24 protein-coding genes and 1 pseudogene are annotated in these 22,074 nt (G+C 42.6%); 12 read left to right on the top strand and 13 right to left on the bottom strand.

The window, feature by feature from the left end:
• Window positions 1-96 (top strand): transposase domain-containing protein (locus tag C3420_RS17925; RefSeq protein WP_139133946.1); only part of this gene is annotated, 96 nt, incomplete at its 5' end.
• A gap of 221 nt (window positions 97-317) precedes the next feature.
• Here the strand turns inward: C3420_RS17925 and C3420_RS13590 are convergent.
• A complete protein-coding gene (locus C3420_RS13590; protein ID WP_103800871.1) occupies window positions 318-1,463 on the bottom strand; it encodes an MFS transporter in 1,146 nt (381 codons plus the stop codon).
• 176 nt (window positions 1,464-1,639) lie between these two features.
• Complete coding sequence (locus tag C3420_RS13585) at window positions 1,640-1,906, bottom strand: metal/formaldehyde-sensitive transcriptional repressor (RefSeq protein WP_004813991.1); 267 nt, start codon at window positions 1,904-1,906, stop codon at window positions 1,640-1,642.
• Window positions 1,907-1,962: 56 nt separating this feature from the next.
• Here C3420_RS13585 and dmeF point away from each other — a divergent pair.
• Together dmeF and C3420_RS13575 are read left to right on the top strand one after the other, a co-directional pair.
• Window positions 1,963-2,910, top strand: a pseudogene (gene dmeF / locus C3420_RS13580) (CDF family Co(II)/Ni(II) efflux transporter DmeF).
• Window positions 2,911-3,033: 123 nt separating this feature from the next.
• A complete protein-coding gene (locus C3420_RS13575; RefSeq protein WP_048880946.1) occupies window positions 3,034-3,735 on the top strand; it encodes a DsbC family protein in 702 nt (233 codons plus the stop codon).
• Between the two features lie 135 nt (window positions 3,736-3,870).
• Here the strand turns inward: C3420_RS13575 and C3420_RS13570 are convergent, their stop codons facing one another.
• From C3420_RS13570 to C3420_RS13550, 5 genes are all read right to left on the bottom strand, one after another.
• Window positions 3,871-4,128: a GlsB/YeaQ/YmgE family stress response membrane protein gene (locus tag C3420_RS13570; RefSeq protein WP_004813984.1), complete on the bottom strand. Its 258-nt coding sequence runs from the start codon at window positions 4,126-4,128 to the stop codon at window positions 3,871-3,873.
• A gap of 170 nt (window positions 4,129-4,298) precedes the next feature.
• Window positions 4,299-4,826, bottom strand: coding sequence for a hypoxanthine phosphoribosyltransferase (gene hpt / locus C3420_RS13565; RefSeq protein ID WP_048880947.1), 528 nt, complete (start codon window positions 4,824-4,826; stop codon window positions 4,299-4,301).
• A gap of 218 nt (window positions 4,827-5,044) precedes the next feature.
• Entirely contained in the window at window positions 5,045-6,379 is a 1,335-nt protein-coding gene (gene guaD, locus C3420_RS13560) for a guanine deaminase (protein WP_103800865.1), read from the bottom strand.
• A 199-nt stretch (window positions 6,380-6,578) separates the two neighbouring features.
• Window positions 6,579-7,544: a TerC family protein gene (locus C3420_RS13555; RefSeq protein WP_071321234.1), complete on the bottom strand. Its 966-nt coding sequence runs from the start codon at window positions 7,542-7,544 to the stop codon at window positions 6,579-6,581.
• Window positions 7,545-7,875: 331 nt separating this feature from the next.
• Window positions 7,876-9,060, bottom strand: coding sequence for a sugar transporter (locus C3420_RS13550; protein ID WP_103800866.1), 1,185 nt, complete (start codon window positions 9,058-9,060; stop codon window positions 7,876-7,878).
• A gap of 154 nt (window positions 9,061-9,214) precedes the next feature.
• Between C3420_RS13550 and C3420_RS13545 the strand changes: the two genes are divergently transcribed.
• Entirely contained in the window at window positions 9,215-9,505 is a 291-nt protein-coding gene (locus C3420_RS13545; RefSeq protein ID WP_103800867.1) for a GNAT family N-acetyltransferase, read from the top strand.
• Between the two features lie 106 nt (window positions 9,506-9,611).
• On the top strand, window positions 9,612-9,905 hold the full coding sequence (locus C3420_RS13540; protein ID WP_004813972.1) for a GNAT family N-acetyltransferase: 294 nt from the start codon (window positions 9,612-9,614) through the stop codon (window positions 9,903-9,905).
• Here C3420_RS13540 and C3420_RS13535 read toward each other — a convergent pair.
• Window positions 9,859-10,242, bottom strand: a complete 384-nt coding sequence (locus C3420_RS13535; protein ID WP_005220468.1) for a hypothetical protein — start codon at window positions 10,240-10,242, stop codon at window positions 9,859-9,861. The two genes, C3420_RS13540 and C3420_RS13535, sit on opposite strands and share 47 nt — an antisense overlap.
• Window positions 10,243-10,432: 190 nt before the next feature.
• Between C3420_RS13535 and C3420_RS13530 the strand changes: the two genes are divergently transcribed.
• Window positions 10,433-10,903 carry a BLUF domain-containing protein gene (locus C3420_RS13530; protein ID WP_048880951.1) on the top strand — a complete coding sequence of 157 codons (471 nt, stop codon included), beginning with the start codon at window positions 10,433-10,435 and terminating at the stop codon, window positions 10,901-10,903.
• Window positions 10,904-11,051: 148 nt separating this feature from the next.
• Here C3420_RS13530 and C3420_RS17920 read toward each other — a convergent pair whose 3' ends face one another.
• The 4 genes from C3420_RS17920 to C3420_RS17415 all read right to left on the bottom strand — a co-directional run bounded on the left by C3420_RS17920 (window position 11,052) and on the right by C3420_RS17415 (window position 13,886).
• Complete coding sequence (locus C3420_RS17920) at window positions 11,052-11,834, bottom strand: zinc-binding dehydrogenase (RefSeq protein ID WP_322869409.1); 783 nt, start codon at window positions 11,832-11,834, stop codon at window positions 11,052-11,054.
• Complete coding sequence (locus tag C3420_RS17860) at window positions 11,782-12,054, bottom strand: alcohol dehydrogenase catalytic domain-containing protein (RefSeq protein ID WP_103857238.1); 273 nt, start codon at window positions 12,052-12,054, stop codon at window positions 11,782-11,784. The genes C3420_RS17920 and C3420_RS17860 overlap by 53 nt, the downstream gene beginning before the upstream one ends.
• Window positions 12,055-12,299: 245 nt before the next feature.
• Window positions 12,300-13,661, bottom strand: coding sequence for a UDP-N-acetylmuramate:L-alanyl-gamma-D-glutamyl-meso-diaminopimelate ligase (gene mpl / locus C3420_RS13515; RefSeq protein ID WP_103800868.1), 1,362 nt, complete (start codon window positions 13,659-13,661; stop codon window positions 12,300-12,302).
• Between the two features lie 51 nt (window positions 13,662-13,712).
• On the bottom strand, window positions 13,713-13,886 hold the full coding sequence (locus tag C3420_RS17415; protein WP_171294478.1) for a hypothetical protein: 174 nt from the start codon (window positions 13,884-13,886) through the stop codon (window positions 13,713-13,715).
• A 5-nt stretch (window positions 13,887-13,891) separates the two neighbouring features.
• Here C3420_RS17415 and C3420_RS13510 point away from each other — a divergent pair, with 5 nt between their 5' ends.
• From C3420_RS13510 to C3420_RS13495, 4 genes are all read left to right on the top strand, one after another.
• Entirely contained in the window at window positions 13,892-14,233 is a 342-nt protein-coding gene (locus C3420_RS13510; protein ID WP_103800869.1) for a DMT family protein, read from the top strand.
• A 197-nt stretch (window positions 14,234-14,430) separates the two neighbouring features.
• Window positions 14,431-14,943 carry a 5-(carboxyamino)imidazole ribonucleotide mutase gene (gene purE / locus C3420_RS13505; RefSeq protein WP_004813961.1) on the top strand — a complete coding sequence of 171 codons (513 nt, stop codon included), beginning with the start codon at window positions 14,431-14,433 and terminating at the stop codon, window positions 14,941-14,943.
• A 16-nt stretch (window positions 14,944-14,959) separates the two neighbouring features.
• On the top strand, window positions 14,960-16,081 hold the full coding sequence (locus tag C3420_RS13500; RefSeq protein WP_103800870.1) for a 5-(carboxyamino)imidazole ribonucleotide synthase: 1,122 nt from the start codon (window positions 14,960-14,962) through the stop codon (window positions 16,079-16,081).
• A gap of 688 nt (window positions 16,082-16,769) precedes the next feature.
• Window positions 16,770-18,059 carry a lytic murein transglycosylase gene (locus C3420_RS13495; RefSeq protein WP_103801028.1) on the top strand — a complete coding sequence of 430 codons (1,290 nt, stop codon included), beginning with the start codon at window positions 16,770-16,772 and terminating at the stop codon, window positions 18,057-18,059.
• Window positions 18,060-18,132: 73 nt separating this feature from the next.
• On the opposite strand, the gene C3420_RS13490 is transcribed toward C3420_RS13495, so the two are convergent.
• Complete coding sequence (locus tag C3420_RS13490) at window positions 18,133-19,260, bottom strand: anhydro-N-acetylmuramic acid kinase (RefSeq protein WP_103801029.1); 1,128 nt, start codon at window positions 19,258-19,260, stop codon at window positions 18,133-18,135.
• Window positions 19,261-19,323: 63 nt separating this feature from the next.
• On the opposite strand from C3420_RS13490, the gene tyrS reads away from it, so the two are divergent.
• Both tyrS and C3420_RS13480 read left to right on the top strand, forming a co-directional pair.
• Window positions 19,324-20,556, top strand: a complete 1,233-nt coding sequence (tyrS, locus tag C3420_RS13485; protein ID WP_163172613.1) for a tyrosine--tRNA ligase — start codon at window positions 19,324-19,326, stop codon at window positions 20,554-20,556.
• 534 nt (window positions 20,557-21,090) lie between these two features.
• Window positions 21,091-21,393: a hypothetical protein gene (locus C3420_RS13480; RefSeq protein WP_048880955.1), complete on the top strand. Its 303-nt coding sequence runs from the start codon at window positions 21,091-21,093 to the stop codon at window positions 21,391-21,393.
• The last annotated feature ends 681 nt before the right edge of the window (window positions 21,394-22,074 follow it).

Raw genomic sequence — 22,074 nt, 5'->3', positions numbered from 1 at the left:
GCCTATTTAAGTGATGTGCTGAAAAGGTTGCCAACACATAAAGTGCCCCAAATAGAAGAATTACTACCTCACCGCTGGAAACCTGAACCCCGTTAAAACTTGGCGATGGCGTTCAGCGGATGCTTACTTAATAACTTAAATCCAAAAAGAGCTGGTAAAATTTTTATGCCTGTTAAAAATAGTCACTTATTAGTCACTAGGTTTTTTGTTTATTTTTAATATGTTGATTTTAATATTTAAATTTTTAAAAATTACATTCTGTATTGGAAAATAATCTTCAAGATATATAAAAAGCCCTCCATAGAGGGTTTTTTATATCAGCCTTTTACACACAGTTTCTGATGTGATACCCAGAGAACTACACATAAAATACTAATCACCGCACAGAAGCTGATAACAGCAAAACCCAAGCCAAAATGATCGGCCAGATAACCCACTGCAATAATTGGCACAATTGTGCCTAAATAACCCACAAACAGATAGGTCGACATGACTGCGGCCCGATTCTGTAAGGTTGTGATCGCATAAATCACACCAAATGCGCCCATCAAGGCAAAACCATGTCCAATTCCAAACAGAATATCACTGACAAAAAATAAGATGCTCGTTTTGAGGAGCATACACAGTGCAAGACTTATCAGACTCGCAAACATAATGATCAAACCAATATTCAGACATTTCTTTGCAGCAACCGCTTTAGCAAAGAACTGCACCATGGCAGAAATCAGCAAAATGCAGGTGATGGCGGTACCACTGACTAGAGGCCCATGCCAAGGCAGAATATCCTGCAGAAAAGAGGGCGACAGTGAGGCAAATAAACTAAAGGCAGCAAAGGCACAAAATGCGGTCAAACCCACGATCATAAACAAAGCATGATATTGAGGCTCAGGACGCAGTAATTTCGGTGCAATACTAAAGGGCTGACGTTCAAATGCTGGCACTTTTAACCAGAACAAGCCAATAAAACACAGTACTGCCCCCCAAATAATAGGCAGATATGGAGTGATCAGTGGCATCTGAGAAAACTGCGCAATGATTCCGCCGACCAAAGGACCCAAACCAAAGCCAACCGCAGTCAGGATTGATACCAGTTGCGGCGCAAACTGCTTATGACTCTCTGGAATGGTTTGTATCATGCCAATCATGGCAGAAGTGGTCATGAGACCTGAGGCAATGCCGATAATGAAACGCCCCACTGATAAAATCACTGCATTGTCTGCAAAGACGGAAATGATTAAGCCTATATTGATAAATACCAAGCCGATTTGTAAGGTTCTTAAAAAACCAATACTGTTACTGGTTCGTCCCAGAAACAACAGAGTGCCTAGACAGCCAAACATATAGGCGACAAAAATATAAGTAATCTGGCTTGGAGATAGATGCCAAACCTGTTGATAAATAGGGTAAAGCGGACTGGCCAGTGCCGTGCCGATAGTCCCCATAATCAATGTAAGGCTGACCATGGCGAATGGTCGCCATGTGGTATTTATTGTCATGCTGCTGCCATAGAAGTTCAACATCACGCTTCCAGAAAAATGATGTTGAATAAAAATTTGAATGGAAAGCAGTGTATCGGTTAGATGAAAAAGCGGTCAATTATCTTGCTGTAAACAAAACGAAAATATTCAGCAGAAAAAAATCAGCCATAACGCTTGAGCAATTTTAAAAATTCCTGAAGATCCTGTTCATTGACAGCTTCTGGATCTTTGATTACATGCTCTCTAAGGTGCTCCTCAATCAGTTCATTCATCAGACCATTCACCGCCCCCTTAATGGCAGCGACCTGTTGTAGCACATCAATACAGCTGGGTTCTTGCTGTGTCAGTGAGGCTTCCACCGCATGAATCTGACCTTTTAAACGCCGTACACGATTTAATATTTTTTTATCTTCATGCAAATGACTCACCCCAAGTCTCCAAAAATAAATATACTAAGGGGGAGTATATAAACAAGACCACTCGAATGCAAAACAATACCGCTCCACAGCACAACCATCAGTTTGATCAAGGCAATCCACTGGCACAGAAGAAAATACTGCTCGCCACAATCCTGACTGCCGTGATGATGGTATTTGAGATTATGGGTGGCTGGGTCTTTCAATCCATGGCCTTGCTGGCAGATGGCTGGCATATGAGTTCCCATGTCCTGGCCTTGGGACTTGCCTTTGCCGCCTACAAAGCAGCACGTCATTATGCCGATGATCCTCGTTTTAATATGGGGACCTGGCGCATTGAAATTCTGGCAGGTTATAGTAGTGCCATCATGCTATTGGTGATTGCGGGCTTTATGGCTTTCCATTCGATTGAACGCCTGTTTGCTCCGGTAGAGATTCACTATAGTGAAGCTATTCCTATTGCGATTTTAGGTTTATTTATTAATCTGGTCTGTGCCTGGTTGCTGCGTAATGGTGGACATGAACATGCTCATGGGCATCACTACGATCATGAGCATCATCCTAGCCATTCTGACCATCAGCATGACCTGAATCATCAGGCAGCATTTATGCATGTAGTAGCAGATGCCCTGACTTCAGTTTTTGCCATCATAGCCCTGCTTGCCGGTAAGTATTTTGGCTGGGATATTCTGGATGCTGTGCTCGGAATTGTTGGCTCGGTCCTGGTCGCACGCTAGTCTATTGGTTTATTGAAACAGACTGCCAAAACCCTGCTGGATGCCGATATGGATGCACCGGTGGTAGATGAAATCCGGGAAGTTATTGCGGAATTTGGTCCTTTAGTAAAACTGTCTGACCTGCATGTTTCCCGCGTTGGGAAAGGCAAGTTTGCCTGTTTTGTGGCGCTGGAGACTGCGCTAGATCTAAGTCCTGATCAGGTACGCGACGCTATTTCTATTCATGAAGAAATCGTGCATATTTCTGTAGAGATTAATCCGGTTACTTCTATTTCATAAGTAGTTTATGTTCCACGTGAAACATTAAAAATACTAAAACATGACAGTACATAAATCATCTGATTTTTCTGCATAAAACGCATAGAATCAGCACTACTTTACTCTGACATGAGCAGGAGATTCATGCTGAAACCTATCCTACTGCTGGCCATGACGGTATTGGCTACGAGCCTTAGCTTTGCCGATATCAATACAGTCAAAGCTAACCTGGCCAAACATAGCCCAGACCTGAAGATTGAAAATCTTCAGACTACTGAAATGAAAGGGATCTATAGTGGTTCTATGGATGGACAAGTGGTTTACCTGAACGAGGATGCCAAGCATCTCATCGGTGGGTCTATGATTCGCCTTGCCGATAAGCAAAATCTTACCCGGGATCTGGTGCTGAAACAGAACAGTATCGACTGGAAAAAGCTGCCTTTACAGGATGCATTGAAAACAGTAAGAGGCACTGGCAAGCGTCAGCTGGCGATTTTTTCTGACCCCAATTGCCCCTATTGCAAACAGCTTGAACTAGAACTTAAAAAGCTCAATGACGTAACTATTTACACTTTTGTTCTGCCACTGAAAGCGCAATCTATAGCTCCTTCACGACAGATTTATTGTGAAAAAAATCCGGCTCAAGCCTGGGATGATCTGATTAGTAAAGGTATTCAGCCTAAATCTGGCAAACGCTGCGCCAATCCGGTAGAACGCAACTTGGCCTTGGCTAAATCCCTAAATATTCAGGGTACCCCAGCAATTATTTTCTCGAATGGTTTTAAAGTCATGGGTGCCTATCCAGCTGAACAGATTGAAAAGATTCTGATAGAACTTGGTCTTTAATCTTAACTTTCGCTTGGTCATCTGAAGTATATCGAGAGCAGAAGCTTTGAATTGAATCTTTAAAAACCCAGCAATAAAAAAGCACCCGACAGGGTGCTTTTTTCAATGCAAAACAGAAATTATTCAATTAAATATTTAGACAGTTCTGCGTTTGGTGACCATGTTGTAGATAAACAGAATGATAATGGCACCAATCACCGAAGCAATAAAGCCTGCTGCTGAACCTTCCTCATAAAGACCTAGCATCCGACCGCCATAGGTCGCAAGTAATGAACCGGCAATCCCCAGTAGGGTTGTCATAATAAAGCCTGCCTTGTCATCTCCAGGATGGATTGCACGCGCAATTAAACCTGCGATAAAACCAATAACAATTGCAACTATAAGTGACCACATATGTATGCTCCTTTCTTATCATGTCTTTGTTTTTAAGTCATGTTCAGAAATCATCATCGGATAAGTCAAGTCTTCAATCTAGCGAAGTCCTGAAACGGAATGTTAGCTTTTTGTTCATGTGAAGCAGACATAAAAAAAGTGGCTGTCGCCACTTTTGAAAGTTGGATCTCTTAAAGACCAATTTCACCAATAAAAGGCAAATGGCGATACTTCTGGTCATAATCGAGGCCGTAACCGACAATAAACTTGTCTTCAACTTCAAAACCAAGGAACTGCACATCCAGATTAATTTCACGGCGTGAAGGTTTGCTGACCAAGGTACAGAGCTGAATCGAGTTTGGGTTACGGGTGTGCAGAATTTCCAGAACTTTGCTCAGGGTGTTGCCGGAATCGATGATGTCTTCTACCACCAGTACATCTTTACCACGGATTTCGCCATCTAGATCTTTCAGGATTTTTACATCACGTGACGATACCGTGCCACCGCCATAACTGGATACCGTCATGAAATCCAATTCATGTGGTTTTGAAATTACACGACATAAATCGGCCATAAAAATCACTGAACCGCGTAACAAACCGATGAGCACAAGTTCTTTGTCACTATTGGCATAGTGTGCATCGATTTGAGCACCAAGCTCTTTGACTTTAGCTTGAATTTCTTCAGCGGAAATCATTACGCTCATTTGAACGGTCATGGGTAGATACCTAAAAAGTAAAAATAGCAAAATAAAAAAGGTGTTGACCTGCAACACCTGATATATCAGTAATTTTAATACATCCAGCAGGCAGATGCACCTGTTTTGCCCTGTGTTAATGTAATCATTTTTTCGGCAATTGTGAATCGCGCTTGAGTAAAAAAGCGCAGCCAATGGCTATTGCTGATAACATGAACCATGTGCGACGGCGCGATTTTTCAGGCTTTTTGCTGAGCTGTTGTTTTGGCATAAACCGCTTCTCCAGAAACATAAGTCGCTGCAATATTACGGTCATCACCCAGCATAATCAGTGCAAAAAATGCATCTTCAATATTTTTGGCTTTGCTTTGACGCAGCTGTTGTAACGCCGTCGCATTCAGATCTAATACAACAAAGTCGGCTTCTTTACCGATATTAAAATTGCCGAGTTGATCCTCCAGACTCAAGGCTTTGGCTCCACCCAGTGTCGCATGATATAGCGATTCAAAGGCAGACAGTTTATCGCCTTGCAATTGCTGCACCTTATAGGCTTCATTCAGGGTTTGTAGCTGATTAAATGAGGTCCCTGCCCCGATATCGGTGCCCAGTCCCACTTTAACACCTTTGTCCCAAGCCTTTTTCAAAGGGAATAAGCCACTGCCCAGGAACAGATTTGAGGTTGGACAGAAGGCAATAGCCGAGTCGGTCTGATGCATGCAATCCCACTCCCCCTCTTCCAGATGCACACAATGAGCAAATACTGATTTAGAACCGGTGAGACCATAGTAATGGTAAACATCTAAATAACTTTGATGTTCCGGGAACAATTCCTTGACCCAGGCAATCTCATTCTTGTTTTCACTTAAATGAGTATGCACATACACATCCGGATATTCCGCTTTAAGTTGTCCTGCTTTTTCCAGCTGTTCAGCTGTCGAAGTTGGAGCAAAGCGTGGCGTGATCGCATACAGGTTACGGCCCTTACCATGCCACTTTTCAATCAACTTTTTAGAATCGGTATACGCTGTTTCTGCGGTGTCCGTCAGTGCTTCCGGTGCATGACGGTCCATTAGCACTTTACCCGCAATCAGACGCATATTACGCGTCGTCGCTGCATTAAATAAAGCATCTACGGATTGTGGATGTACGGTACAGAATACCAGTGCTGTAGTGGTCCCATTTTTCAGTAATTCTTCTACAAAAAACTCGGCAATTTTTTCTGAATAAGCTGGATCCTGAAACTGGATTTCGGTCGGAAAAGTATAGGTATTTAACCATTCTAGAAGTTGTTCACCATAAGCACCGACCATTTCAGTTTGCGGAAAATGGATATGGGTATCAATAAAACCTGGCACGATCAGCTGCTCAGGATAATGAGCTACCTGCACTCCTTCAGGCAGATGCTGTTGCCCCTCTTTCCAGCTGCCAAACCATTGAATCTCACCATTCTGGCTGATGAGCAAGCCATCTTCTACATATCGCACTTGGTCGTGAATTTCACGCGCTTGGGCAACCGTATTCTTGATATCCAGGAAGCGACCGCGTACTGCCGTCGTTGCAATGATAGAAGACATTTAAAACCTGCGCTTTTTGATTTTTTCGATTGATTGTAGCTGAAAAAATTAGCATGTTTATATGAACATTCATATTTAACCATGCATATTTTTTATGAGATCAGACAATCACGAATAATTTCAACAGAGCGTGCGTATGCAGCTGAGCTTATAGACAAATAAAAAAGCCTGCATCAGCAGGCTTTTTTTATGATTAGCTTTACAGCGTAGTTTCGTTATGTTTCTTGCTATGCCGAATCGACAAGATCGCAGTCACCGTCAAGACAATCACAATAAAGCTCAGTGAAATCCAGATCGGCATATGGAATACATCCAGCATCAGCATCTTAAAGCCGATAAAGACCAGAATCAAACCTAGGCCATAAGGTAGATAATGCATTTTTGAGGCTGCACCTGAGAGCAGGAAGAACATTGCACGCAGGCCTAAAATTGCCATCAGGTTCGCAGTAAGCACAATGAAGGGGTCGGTGGTGACAGCAAAAATAGCAGGAATAGAATCGACTGCGAAGATCACATCAGAGGCTTCGACCAGAATCAGCACCAAGAATAACGGCGTTGCCCAAAGCAAACCATTTTGACGGACAAAGAATTTATCGCCCTGAAGTTGCGGGGTAATACGCATATGTTTACGTAGCCATTTCAGAATGGCCATATCTTCAATATTGCTGTCTTCTTCATGCTGACCACGCAGGAATTTGAAGCCGGTATACACCAGGAACGCACCGAAGAGATACAGAATCCACGAGAACTCCTGTACAAACCAGGCACCAATAAAAATGAAGATGGTTCTGAGCACAATCGCACCCAGTACACCATATAACAGCAATTTACGTTGTAGCGCTGGTGGAATGGCAAAGGCGGCAAAGATCATCAGCCAGACAAAGACATTATCAATTGCTAGGGATTTTTCCAGCAGATAACCAGCAAAGTATTCCATGACCTTGGTATTGGCAATTGCCGCACCTGCAGTCTGCTCCAGATACAGCCATAATCCACCACCAAATAAAGTCGCGACACTGACCCAGGCAATACTCCAGTAGGCAGCGGTACGGACTTTTACTTCCTGACCATGCTGATGTTTAAAGCCGACTAAATCGATCACCAGCATGACGGCGACAATTGCGAAAAAGACAAGATACAGCCAGAGCGTACCAATTGTTTCCATGTGAATTCTCCACATCAGACGACTGGCCATAAAAAAACCTTGACCAGCTGCCAGATGAAAAACATCTATAACAACATGATCAAGGTCTTGCCTACATCTTAGTGTTTCACTTTTTTATATCAAGTGTAACCTAAAGATGCTCAGATACCGACTTTTTGCAAAGTGTAATGACGATATTCTGACACGTTCAAAAACTGAAATTTCATTCTTAAACGTTTGGAGGAGGCTACTCCCCTTGTTCAAACTAAATTTTGTCTGAGCGATAGCTCAATGTAAATTAAGCATGACAGATTTTAATTAGGGATACAATTTTATTTACAAAAATCATTCACTAAGCTTTAAGAAAATCAGGACGGCGTACCAGAAACACACTAAGCGCAAATCCAAAAAATGCCAATAATCCTCCCATCCAGCCGATACTGCCCAAGCCAATTTGCGCGGTCACGATCCCGCCGAGTAATGCACCCCCACCAATCCCGACATTGTATAAACCTGAAAAGATTGCCATGGCTACATCGGTGGCATCTGAGGCGAGGTTTAAAGTCTTTGCCTGTAAAGCCAGACTAAAACCAATAATACTGACTCCCCACATAAGACTCAGGCTATTTAAGCCAAAAAGGCTCACTGACATTGGCAATAGCAAGAGCATCGATATACCCAGCCCTAAAGTGAAAAATGGAATCGTCAGTCGTGGAAACTGTGGTGCAAATTTACCAAACAAGTAGGAACCCAGGAAGCCTGCTCCGCCGTAGATCAGCAGCAATGTTGTGGTCTGTGCAGAACTGAAATGTGCCACATTCAACGCAAAAGGTTCGATATAACTATAGGCTGTGAACTGGGCGCTGATCACCAATACAGTCAGTACAAAAAGTAGCATCAGGCTGGGCCGTTTGATCAGGCCCTTTAAACTACTAAAGGAGCCTGAATTAATACTCGGTAAATGTGGCAAAGTTTTAACCAGAATAAAGCAGACTAACGTGGCAATCACCGCAATTAATCCAAAACTGTTACGCCAGCCATACGCTTCGCCAATCATCCGGCCAAAAGGAATTCCGAGTACCATTGCCATCGCGGTACCGGTAGATAGTAGGCCTAAGGCCTGAAATTCTTTTCCTTTCGGTGCTACACGCACTGCCAGTGATGCCGTGATTGACCAGAACAGTGCATGAGCAACTGCAATTCCGATCCGACTGATAACCAAGACGATGAAACTCCAGGCAAAATAAGATAGCACATGACTGGCAATAAAGACCATAAACAGTAGTGTAAGCAGGAAACGGCGTTCAATATTTCTAGTGAGCAGCATGATTGGTAAAGACAGTAATGCGACTACCCAGGCATAAATGGTCAGCATCAGCCCGACTTCTCTTGGAGTCATGGCAAAGCTCTTTCCTATATCGCTCAGTAGTGCTACTGGAATAAACTCGGTCGTATTAAAAATAAAAGCGGCACAGGTCAAGGCAATCACACAGATCCATTGGCGTATAATAGAAAGGGGTTGAGCAGAAGCAGACATGAGGGAGGATCAATACAGGATCGGCACATTCTATGCTTTTGCCAGAAAATTTCACATGAGGCAGGCTGTAATTTTACTCAGCGGAATTAAAAAAATTGCAACATTGTAAAGCTGAGGACTATGGCAGTCTGAGATAAAATCTTGAGGTAAACCTATGCAGATTGAACACCAGGAACAAGGAACTAAAGGTGAATGGTATGTGGCGCAGAAAGAGCAGAAAGACCAGCGCCTGGCAGAAATGACATATTTCCGGGCAGGTGATGATAAGTTCATTATTGATCATACCTGGGTGGATGACAGCCTACGCGGACAGCGTGTTGGACAACAGCTGGTCGAAGCTGCGGTCGGTTTTGCCAGAATGCATGCTCTGAAAATTATTCCACTCTGCCCTTTTGCCAAGTCGGTGTTTGACAAAAATGAAAGCATACGGGATGTACTTCAGTAGGGCTTCATCTAACTCAAAGATGGGACTAAACATCTATAAGATGTTTAATGGATGAGGATATGACGATATAACAGGTTGATCCTGGATTAGTACAACAGGTAAGAAAATGAGCAACATCAAACATCAGGACTCAAAGCGCGGCGGTGTGTTTTACATGGAAGACAATGGTCAGCGCGTAGCAGAAATTACTTATCAATGGCGTGAACCGGACACCATTGTTGCTGACCATACCTGGGTCTCACATGCACTGCGTGGTAAAGGTGTGGCCCGTAAAATGCTGGATATTCTGGTCGAATTTGCACGTCAGAAACAGCTGAAAATTATTCCACAATGCTCTTATGTGCATGTCATGTTTAAGCGTGATCGGAATTTACATGACGTAGCGACTTTAGCCTTTTAAACCACCCCGTTGGAATAAAAAGATTCAAATGGATAAAAGACGATAAGCCCTGTTTATGGGCTTGTGGCAATCTATAAAGCAGAGTGCCACTGAAGAGTCCTAATCCCATCCAGACAATCTGTTCATACTGTTGCAGCATGATCAAAATAACGATGATCAGGGAGATGCTGGTCTGAAAAAAGGCGCGATGATCCACACAAATCAATAGTGCCCAAGTTAATAGCATGCTGCTGATCAGCATGTTAATCTCACGTTGCAAGCCCCAGCTATGCAACACGATGACTAGCGCGAAACACAGACATAACAAGCTTAACGTGATGAAAAGATCTTTTAGCATGTTTCACCCTCATTAAAAGCATTATCATTCGAGTAATTATTTTTCAATGATGTCTCTTTAATTTTTAATAATTTAGCTACAAAATGCAAACTGAAAACAGTGTAAGAAATAGCTGATATTTGATTAAAAAATAACCTAAACCCAATATATTGACTATAAAATCAATACTTGAAATTTAAAGGAATCATTCATGCTACAACTCTGTTATGCCAGTACGCGCATCGAAACAGAACAAGATCTATTACAAGACCTGAGTGATATTTTAGCAATTGCACGAAAGTTCAATTATGAGCATCAGATCTATGGAGCACTGTATTATGCACAAGGAAAGTTTTTCCAGTGTTTGCAAGGTGAACCTGAGATTGTAGAGCAGCTTTTTCAAAGTATTTCGAAAGACCGTCGGCATCAGCAGGTGTATCGTTTCGCTGATACAACCGTGGAAGCGTCAAGCTTTGCTGAGTGGTCGATGAAATATGTACATAAGCATAGCGAGATTGCTTCGTTCTTTTCCAAGCTAGGTCATAGCACTTTTCAGCCGCATTATCTGAACCAGCAAGATCTGGATGGCTTGCTCGAGATCCTGTATCGGGTTGACGAAAATCATCAACAGCTGGTTTCACCTCAGGGTTATAAACAACGTGGTTATGTCCCCTATTTCTGATCTAGTGAATCCAGACTAAAAATAAAAAAGTCCGCATGGTGGACTTTTTTTGTCTGATTTGCATTAGTTCATGTCAATCATCACTTTTAGGGCTTTTCCATCAACCGCGTGTTTAAACACATCATAGGCCTTTTCAAACTCGTTAAATTTAAAGTGATGCGTGGCCAGTTTTTCTAGTGATATTTTGCCGGAACAGCAGGCCTTGAGCAGCATGCCAGTGGTATTGGCATTGACCAGACCGGTAGTAATGGTCAGGATTCTTAATCCACAATTTGTTCAGTTCAAAATTCACTGCTTTACCATGTACGCCGACGTTGGCGATATGTCCACCCTCTTTTATAACATGTTGGCAAATATTCCAGGTCGGTTCCACCCCTACCACCTCAATGGCATAGTCGACACCGCGTCCATCGGTAATTTCTAAAATCTTTTGAATGGCATCTTCTTTACCAGAGTTAACGGTATGAGTTGCACCTACCGTTTTGGCAAATTCCAGCCGGTTATCATCCATATCTACCATAATAATATTGGCTGGAGAATAAAATTGAGCAGTGAGCAAGGCACTCATCCCGATTGGTCCTGCACCTACGATCGCGATATTGTCACCCGGTTTGACATCACCATATTGCACACCAATTTCATGTGAGGTTGGCAGGATATCGGACAGGAAGACGGCGACGTCTTCATTTAAGTCTTCAGGTAAATGGTAAAGAGAGGTGTCAGCAAAAGGTGTGCGGACATATTCGGCATGGGTACCATCAATCATATAACCCATAATCCAGCCACCTTCATTACGACAGTGTGCATACAGCTGTTTCTGGCAATTTTCACAGGTACCGCAGCGGCTGACGCAGGAAATAATGACCCGATCACCCTTTTTAAAATTTTTTGACTGCTGAACCGACTTCTTCAATGATGCCAATGCCTTCATGACCGAGAATCCGGCCATTAAAGTCGCCGGTTTTTTCTTTTGCCACCTGTTCAATTTCCGGATTTTTACCTTTCCAGATGCCGAGGTCGGTCCCGCAGATCGTGACCTTAGTCAGTTTGATAACGGCATCATCGGGCTGCAAGATTTTCGGGATGGGACGTTCTTCAAAACGGATGTCATTGGCGCCATAGTAAACCATTGCTTTCATTGTATTTGACATGGCCACTATCCTTCTTAGTGATTATTGTAGAGGATTGGCAGTCATATTTAGCTATGACGACTGTCAGCTGAGAAACACGTAATGGCTTTAAGCTAGCAGAACTTTTAGGATTAGATCATTGGTAAAATAGTTAATTCCTTAAAAAAATTAAGTATTTTTTAACATTAAAAAAGGATCGTAGACATGTGTCTACGATCCTTGAGAAATTTTATGGAATAAAGGCTACAAGTATTGATTTAGATAATTTACTGTAAGGCGCTAATCAATTTCTGATGCAAGCCACCAAAACCGCCATTGGACATGATCACCACAGCATCGCCTTCGCCTGCTTCAGTAACAACAGTTTGAATGATCTCATCCAAAGTACGTGCTACCACAGCTTTATTTGGTGCAGCCTCAATCACAGGTTGCAGATCCCAATCCAGACCTTCAGGCTGATACCAGATCACTTTATCCGCCAGACGTGCTGAATAAGCCAAACCCTCTTTGTGACTGCCCATACGCATGGTATTCGAACGCGGTTCAATAATCGCCCAAAGCTTACGTTCACCCAGACGCTTGCGTGCGCCGTCGAGGGTAGTATCAATTGCAGTCGGATGATGGGCAAAATCATCATAGACTTCAATACCACGTACCGTACCGAGCAGCTCCATACGGCGTTTTACACCGCCAAAATTGGAGAGTGCTTCACAGGCAGTTTCAATGGATACACCGACATGCTCAGCCGCAGCAATAGTTGCCAGAGCATTGGCAACAGAGTGCTGACCCGTCATATTCCATTTTACTTCGCCTTTCACTACGCCATGCTGAAGCACTTTAAAATGTGAACCATCAGCAGACAACTGTTGTGCAGAGAGTTCAGCTTTTTCATTGGCATCCAGTGAAGTGCGAACTACCGGTGTCCAGCAACCCTGCTCTAGTACTTCATCAATATTGGTTTCCGTAATCGGTGCAATGATGCGACCTTCAGACGGAATAGTGCGTACCAGATGATGGAACTGTTTTTGAATTGCGGCCAGATCATCAAAGATATCGGCATGATCAAATTCCAGATTATTCAGAATCGCAGTCTTAGGATGGTAATGTACGAACTTGGAGCGCTTGTCGAAGAAAGCAGAATCGTATTCATCGGCTTCTACACAGAAGTATTTGCCGCCACCTAAACGTGCACTTTCAGAAAAGCCCAGTGGTACACCGCCAATCAGGAAGCCTGGCTCTAACCCTGCCTGGTTCAATACCCACGCCAGCATTGTCGTCGTCGTGGTTTTACCGTGCGTACCAGCTACCCCCAACACGTGTTTACCTTGCAGTACGTGATCTGCAAGAAATTGTGGACCTGAAATATAAGGCAGGCCTTCATTCAGCATGTATTCCACAGCATCAATACCACGCTTCATGGCATTGCCAACAATGACCAGATCAGGATGTGGTTGTAGGTGGCTACGGTCATAGCCCTGCATTAAAGTAATGCCTGCATTTTCCAGTTGGGTCGACATCGGTGGATACACGTTCTGGTCTGAACCTGTCACCTTATGTCCGAGGTCTCGCGCGAGTAAGGCCAGCGAGCCCATAAAGGTGCCACAAATGCCCAAGATATGCAGATGCATCTACTTCACTCCATTTTGTACTGACACATCACTTTGTTTTCTGTGCTGTTGTCATGATTTATTCGATTTACCGGCAACGATAGCAAGGCTTTGCGGGAAAAGATAGGCATTCTGGCGTGATTTTTTATGTGAAGAAACGATGCTAGATGTGATAAAAAACCAAGGTCCACGATTATCTTTTGCTGCAATAATCCGTAAAATATCCTGTAAATTTTCTACCGGCATCCGCTATGTTCTGGCCCCTGCTCCTGCTTGTTTGTGCAAACTGCTTTATGACATTGGCCTGGTATGGTCATCTGAAATTTTTACCACATGATGCCCCAATGTGGAAGATCATTTTATTTAGCTGGGTCATTGCTTTATTTGAATATAGCCTGATGATTCCTGCAACACGGCTGATGGCGCAACACGGGCTCGCAGTCGGTCAGATGAAGATCACTCAGGAAGTGGTGACGCTACTGGTCTTCGTGCCCTTTATGCTGTTTATGTTTAAACAGCCATTTAAACTGGATTATCTCTGGGCAGGATTATGCCTGTGTGGCTGTGTCTATTTCGTGTTCCGTAGCCCCTAATATCATTAAGGTGGTGTACTTCCCTATTTTTATTCCAGATTTTGAGATTTCATTAAAAAAATAAGAAAAATCGAGCCTTGCTTTGACCGTTAAATTTTATGAAGCTGAATTTTCAGTCTATAATACGCACTCCCATTAAAGCTTGGCTCTCTCGTCGAGATTTATCTTCTCTTACTTTAATCTCTGGAAACATTGCAATGAATGCGGCTGCTGCACAAGATGCTCCTCTAGTAGGTATTATCATGGGTTCTCAATCAGACTGGGCGACTCTCGAACACACTGCCAATATGCTTAAGCAGCTTGGTGTCCCATTTGAAGCCGAAGTCGTTTCTGCACACCGTACCCCTGACCGTCTGTTTGAATATGCAGAACAAGCACGTGATCGTGGCATCCAGGTGATTATTGCCGGTGCTGGTGGTGCAGCGCATTTACCCGGTATGTGTGCCGCAAAAACCGATCTGCCAGTATTGGGTGTGCCGGTAAAATCTTCTATCTTAAATGGTGTCGATTCATTGCTTTCAATTGTACAAATGCCAGCAGGTATTGCCGTAGGTACTTTAGCGATTGGGCCTGCAGGTGCGACCAATGCAGCCATTATGGCCGCGCAAATTTTAGGTCTGACCCGCCCAGACATCGCGAAAAATGTTGCAGATTTCCGCGCTGCACAAACGGATAAAGTCGCTAGTAACAATATTCCAGGCCAAGCTTAATACGGGATAAAACACAATGGATAAAACCATCGGTATTTTTGGTGGCGGTCAGCTCGGTCGAATGATGGCACAAGCGGCATTGCCTTTAAACATTCAATGTACTTTCTTTGAGGCCACTACAGATTGCCCTTCGGCTGCATTGGGTCCAGTATTTTCCACCAAGGCTCAAAATGGTCTGCAGGACTTTATCAACAGTGCAGATGTGTTCAGCCTTGAGTTTGAAAATACACCATTGGCTGATGTAGATGTTTTAACGAAAAACAAAGACCTGCATCCGCCACGTCAGGCTTTGGCAATTGCACAGCATCGTCTGTCTGAAAAAGCCCTGTTTGATGAACTTGAGATTCCGGTTGCGCCATATAAAGCAATCACCTCTCTAGAGAGCTTAAAAGCTGCAGTTGCAGAACTCGGTCTGCCGATTGTACTTAAAACTTCTCGTGGTGGTTATGACGGTAAAGGTCAATTCGTTCTACGTTCAGCAGATCAAACTGATCAGGCTTGGGCAGAACTGGGTCCTGCCGGTGAACTGATTGCAGAAAGTTTTGTCACTTTCTCACGTGAAGTCTCAATTATTGCGGTACGTGGTCAAGATGGTGATGTGAAGACCTGGCCATTGGCTGAAAATCATCATCATAATGGCATTCTGTCTCATTCGATTGTACCTGCCCCCAACAGTGCGGACTTGCAGCCAGTCGCGCAAGACTATATTACTCGCCTGCTGAATCATCTGAACTATGTGGGTGTATTAACTCTTGAGCTGTTTGTGACAGATAAGGGTCTGTATGCCAATGAAATGGCACCACGTGTGCATAACTCAGGTCACTGGTCGATTGAAGGTGCAGTGTGTTCTCAGTTTGAAAACCATGTGCGTGCAGTGGCTGGCTTGCCATTAGGTTCAACTGAGGTGATCCGTCCAACCGTACTGGTGAATATCATCGGTCAACATCCAAAATCTGAAGATGTTCTAGCTTTGGAAGGCGCGCATTTGCACTTATACAATAAGTCAGAACGTGAAGGCCGTAAGATTGGTCACATCACCCTAATGCCAACCGACAGTGCACAATTGACTACGCTATGTCGTCAACTGGCGAAGATTTTACCGAATCCATTGGCATTGAGCGAAGATATGAGCATCTAAGCTTTAACTTGCTGATAAAAAAAGCGATCACACCTGTGGTCGCTTTTTTATTTGTCGGCTTTCAGGCATGATTGCGCCTCTTTGAAAATACCCTGCCATTTATCGGATTATTTTCGAAATCAATTGCTTATAAAACAGACAATAATTTATAAATAATTGATGAAAATTTAATCTGTTACTGCATTAGTTCGGCTATGCAGATTTAAATTTAAAATGAATTTAAAACTTACAAAGTGTGCTTTGAATTTAAATTCATAGAAATAAATTCAAATTTAAAAAGAGGTCATTTGAATTTAAATTTTCTATTTTGAATTTAAATTCAAAACAATAAATTTAAAAGCTAAGGAATGAATTCAAAGTTTTGAATTTAAAAATCCTTCTTGTATTTTATAAATGAATTTAAATCCTAATTGTCTGCAATCACTTATTATTAAGCTTATGTGATGTTGGTTATCCACACAGTCAATTTTGAATTTAAAAGGCTGATAACATGGCTTTGAATTTGAAAATTAGTTCAAATTTGAATTTAAAGCATCTTGTGGACAAGTTTTTAAATTCAAAACTTACAAATAAATTTAAAAATGGAGAAAATATGAATTTAAATTTTACGTATTTACGCTTTAATTTTATCCACAAGCTGATAAGGTGAATAGAAACATAATTCGAAATATAAGTATTCAAGGGTACTATGCAACGGCTTGCAATTTTTCTTGGCTCAATTGTTTTGGCTGCCTCTCAGGCACAGGCTGAACTGATCATTAATGGACAGCGTGTGAGTACATCAGAGCTGTCCTCGAGTCCTGGCATCTATACACCAAGTTCCAGTTCATTTCAAAGCTGTCTGGCTGGATTAAAACCCCAGGCACTCGCTAAAGGTGTCCATGCAGCGACCTATGACCGATATACTCAAAATTTGACCCCTGATTATTCTGTAATTGAAAGACTCAACTATCAGCCAGAATTTTCAACGCCAATTTGGGACTATCTGTCTGGTCTGGTCGATGAGGAGCGCGTACAGCAGGGTCGTCAGAAATTACAGCAGCATCGCGACGTATTAAATCGAGTTAGTGCTGCTTATGGCATTCCGGCTGAAACTGTGGTGGCAGTCTGGGGCGTGGAAAGTAATTATGGTGATATTTCTGGTAAATATCCTTTATTGCAGGCGCTCGGTACTTTGAGTTGTGAAGGTCGTCGTCAAAGTTATTTCCGTGGTGAGTTCTTTACTACCATGAAGCTGTTGCAACGTGGTGATGTCTATGAAAACCAGCTTAAAGGTTCATGGGCCGGAGCTTTTGGTCACACCCAGTTTATGCCATCCACTTATGATGAACTGGCGGTCGATTTTGATAGTGATGGGCGTCGTGATCTCGTCAGCAGCATCCCGGATGCCTTGGCTTCAACAGCCAACTTCTTGAAAAAACGCGGCTGGCAAACCGGGCAGCCATGGGGTTTTGAAGTCAAAATTCCTCAAGGTATGTCAGTTTCGGGTGAAGGTCGTCGCAATAAAAAATCCTTGAGTAGCTGGATCAATCAAGGGGTGGTTCGTGCCGATGGTTCGGCCTTGATTCAAGGGAATTTATCGGAATCCTCTCAAGCTGGTTTATTAGCGCCTGCCGGTGCCAATGGGCCGGTGTTCCTGGTCTTTAAAAACTTTGACGCCATCTATAGTTATAATGCAGCCGAAAGCTATGCTTTAGCCATTGCACATCTGTCAGATCGTTTGCAAGGTAAAGGTGGCTTGGTGCAAACATGGCCAACCGATGATGCTGGCACATCACGTGCAGAACGTCGAGAGATTCAGCAATTCTTGCTCAATAAAGGTTATGACATTGGTGCAGTGGATGGTTTGATTGGGGATAAAACCCGTCAGGCGATCCGCCAAGAGCAGATCCGTTTAGGCTTAACTCCAACCGGACGGGCAGGTCAGCAGATTTTACGTGCGTTTCGGAATGAAAATGCCAAACTGATGATGCAATAACAGAGATTTAAAAAAGGTCTGCAATAATGCAGACCTTTTTTATACCTATATATAGTTATAAGAATTCAGGAGATTAAACTGCTGTAATCGTCCCGAGCACACGATAGCCTGAAGCCCCGGTCACAGCTGGCAGATTGCCACTCAGCTGATTCATAAAGCGCATCGCCAGCCAGGCAAAGGCAGTGCCTTCGACCCATGTTGGATTTAAGCCTAAATCAGCTGTGGTTTGCACACTCCAGTGATGTTTACGCAAACGCCAGCGCAGCTGTTCCAGTAGATGTGAATTATAAGCACCACCTCCACAAACATAGACTTCACCCGTATCCAGACCAGAGCGATAAATCGCTTTTTTAATGGCACGTGTGGTGAGCTTCATGAGCGTCGCCTGAACATTTTCCGGGGTATCTTCCAGCTCATCATATTCTAAAGCACTGCGCCAGTCGGCAATCTGTTCATCCAGCCATTCCAGATTAAAGTCTTCACGGCCAGTACTTTTGGGAGGTTCTTTGGAGAAAAATGCATGTTCCTGCAAACGATCTAACAGGCTACGGATGGGTGTACCATAGGCTGCCCAGTTGCCATTTTCATCAAAAGGCTGGCCGGTATAACGCTCACACCAGGCATCCATCAGAATATTGGCTGGGCCGGTATCAAAGCCGTAGACTTGATCTGGCTGACCGGCAGGTAGAATACTGACATTGGCAATACCGCCCAGGTTTAGAATCACCCGGTGAATACTGTCATGCTGAAAAATATCCTGATGGAAAGCCGGAACTAGCGGTGCACCCTGGCCACCAGCCGCCAGGTCACGGCGACGGAAATCGGAAATCACCGGAATCTGGGTAATTTCAGTAATAATGTTTGGATCACCGATCTGCAAAGTAAAGCCATGTTCAGGACGGTGGCGAATAGTTTGTCCATGTGAGCCAATCGCCTTGATTTGAGATCGATCTAAATTATTTTCTTTAATCAGCGCATTAATACCATGACCAATCATCTGTGCCAGCGCAACATCTGCTTTACCCATGCGGTCAATTTCATTATCGCCTGGCAGTGTAAGCGCCATCAATTCATCACGAAGATCATGATCAAAAGGTAGGGTGAGGGTGGCATGAAGCTGGAGTGGATCAAAAGAAGCAGCAACAATATCGACACCATCCATGCTTGTGCCGGTCATTACCCCAATATAGATCGCTGTCATGGTTATTCTTAAGCCTGCAATATGCTGAAAAAGTGTTAGTATATCGCACAAATTGAATAACTGATGTATTTGGGTTTTGTGATGTCAAATTTCCTGCCGGCTGAAGAACAACTTGCCCTCATCCAACGAGGCACCCACGAAATTATTTCTGAAGAAGATCTTCTAAAGAAATTAAAGCAGAATCGTCCACTAAAAATTAAAGCGGGTTTTGACCCTACTGCACCTGACTTGCACTTAGGTCATACTGTACTGATCAATAAGCTAAAAGTGTTCCAAGACCTGGGCCACGAAGTTTTCTTCCTGATTGGTGACTATACTGCGATGATCGGTGATCCAACCGGCAAAAGTGCAACACGTCCACCATTATCGCGTGAGCAAGTTTTAGAAAACGCTAAAACTTATCAAGAACAAGTATTTAAAATTCTTGATCCAAACAAAACCAAAGTTGTGTTTAACTCGGAATGGTTTGCACAAAAAACTGCTGCTGATCTGATTCAACTGGCATCACAGCAAACTGTTGCCCGTATGCTTGAGCGTGATGACTTCACAAAACGTTATAACAACCAGCAACCGATTGCGATTCATGAATTCCTGTATCCATTGGTACAAGGTTATGACTCAGTAGCACTAGAAGCAGACGTAGAGCTGGGTGGCACAGACCAGACCTTTAACCTGTTAATGGGTCGTACCCTTCAAGGGCGTTATGACCAGGAAGCACAAGTCTGTATTACAGTACCAATTCTTGAAGGTTTAGATGGCGTTAACAAAATGTCTAAATCTTTAGGTAACTATATTGGCGTCTTTGATGCGCCGGGTGCGATGTACCAGAAAGTACTGTCAATGCCGGATTCACTGATCGAACGTTACTTTGATCTGCTTAGCTTCAAATCTGTAGAAGAAATTCAGGTATTGTTGAAAGAGATTGAAGAAGGTCGTAATCCACAGGAAGTGAAACGCATTCTTGCACTGGAACTGGTTGAGCGTTTCCATGGAAGCGAGGCTGCTGAGCATGCACATAAAGGCGCGGGTAATATCATTACTGAGGGTGAACTTCCTGAAGGCACACCGGAAGTAACCATTTCATTAAGCGAGTTCGGTGGTGAAATCTTTATTACTTCAATCCTGCGTGAAGCGGGTCTGACTAAAAACTCGGCACAAGCCAAAGATGCGCTGGGTCGTGGTGCAGTAAAAGTAGACTGGCAACCAGTTGATACGTCTTTTTCTGTGAAAGAAAACGTGACTTTGATTGTTCAGGCGAGCAAAAAAGCGATTGCAAAAGTGACCTTTGTTGATTAAGACACTTTCTAAGTTATTGAATTAAAAGCAGGCTTCGGCCTGCTTTTTTTTATATGACTCTATATTCAAAAATCAAATAAGCAAATTCAAAAAAAACCTTATAAAAACAAGAGTTAAATTTTGCCGAATCCCTTGCGTTTCCCTATTATTATGTATAAGATTTATTCATCTAGAGAATTCGCTTTAAGCACATCTAGAGGGTAGTGGTAATAATAAATAACTCCACAACTTATAGTCTCTTCCCCAAGAGACTTTTTTTAAGATACTGAAGCAAATAACTATAATAATGACATACTGGATCGGGTAAAGATTCAATTGCGAGGGAGAGATTTTGGGAGAGATCTCTTCCTTTTTTATTTGAAAAACTCCACTTTTCCTTTTTATATTGTCTTTTAAAAATCAATTTTTTTATTTGCTTTAAATCCACTACAGATCGCCGGATAGATACTGACATCCAGAAAGTTATCAGTATGCTGATCACATCAGGTCTCAAAGAAGATCTAGAAATTTAAAATAAGAGGGTAAGCAGTGTTTATGTATCACTATCGGACTCAGGATATTTTTGATCAGGAAATTGATTTTATTTTACGTTTTCTATTTGAATACGATACGCCTGAACAGAAACAGAAATCTTTTAAACAGGCATATACTTTATTACAGCAACTCGATCTCGCATCACACTATCTTCTCTTTTCCTTAGTCAAAGAGCGGTTACCTCGTCGGGCTAAATTGTTATTTGCTGCTGAGGACTATAAAGGTAAGAAAGAAGTGATTGAAGAAGTCATGCATCACTGGGTGGGACATAAGTATCGCCAATACGTAGCTTCGCTATCTTAATATTCTCTTTGGCTTTATATAGATATTAAAAGTCAGGTTTCGTAACTTATATAAAGCTGAATACGGCTGATTTGACTATTTTTACTTTTTAAAACCTGGGATTAGAAAAAGAAGTCGCTATGAAAGCAGCAAACTGACTTTGTTGATAGGACCTATATCTATTAGTCGGATAGAAAATAGCAAAATATGTAAGCTGATATAAGCAAGTTTTGAAAAATTCTGAATACAGAGCTGAAATTTCACAGTCTTATTTAGATTTGGTACTTTTTTGAGAGCTATTAGGTCTTAATAAAAATAACCGTTTTAAAATGAATTGCACTGAATGCAGGTTTTATTTCAAAGAAGCGGTTAAATTTTAGATAAAAAAGCGATTTTTTAGTGATTTTCGTAGAAAAAAGATACATACGTGAAAAATATAGTGAATTGGGGGTTGCAATGATTCTGAAATCCTCTAGAATGCACCCATACCGACGAGATACACGGTGATGAACGAAGCGAGACGCTGAGTTATCCGGTGTTTTGAGTCCAGCTTCTGGCACTGACGAGGTGTTAGAAAGATCATTAAGAGATTATGAAGAACAACTTGTGTGGATTTTTACTGGTTGATTGATCGAAATTATTTTCATTGATTGATGGTAGAAATTACTCGAAGTTTATTTGAGAAATGAATGTCAGAAAATT

Source organism: Acinetobacter sp. ACNIH3, from assembly GCF_002918965.1.
Classification (GTDB): domain Bacteria; phylum Pseudomonadota; class Gammaproteobacteria; order Pseudomonadales; family Moraxellaceae; genus Acinetobacter; species Acinetobacter schindleri.
This window is presented reverse-complemented; position numbering and strand designations above follow the sequence as displayed.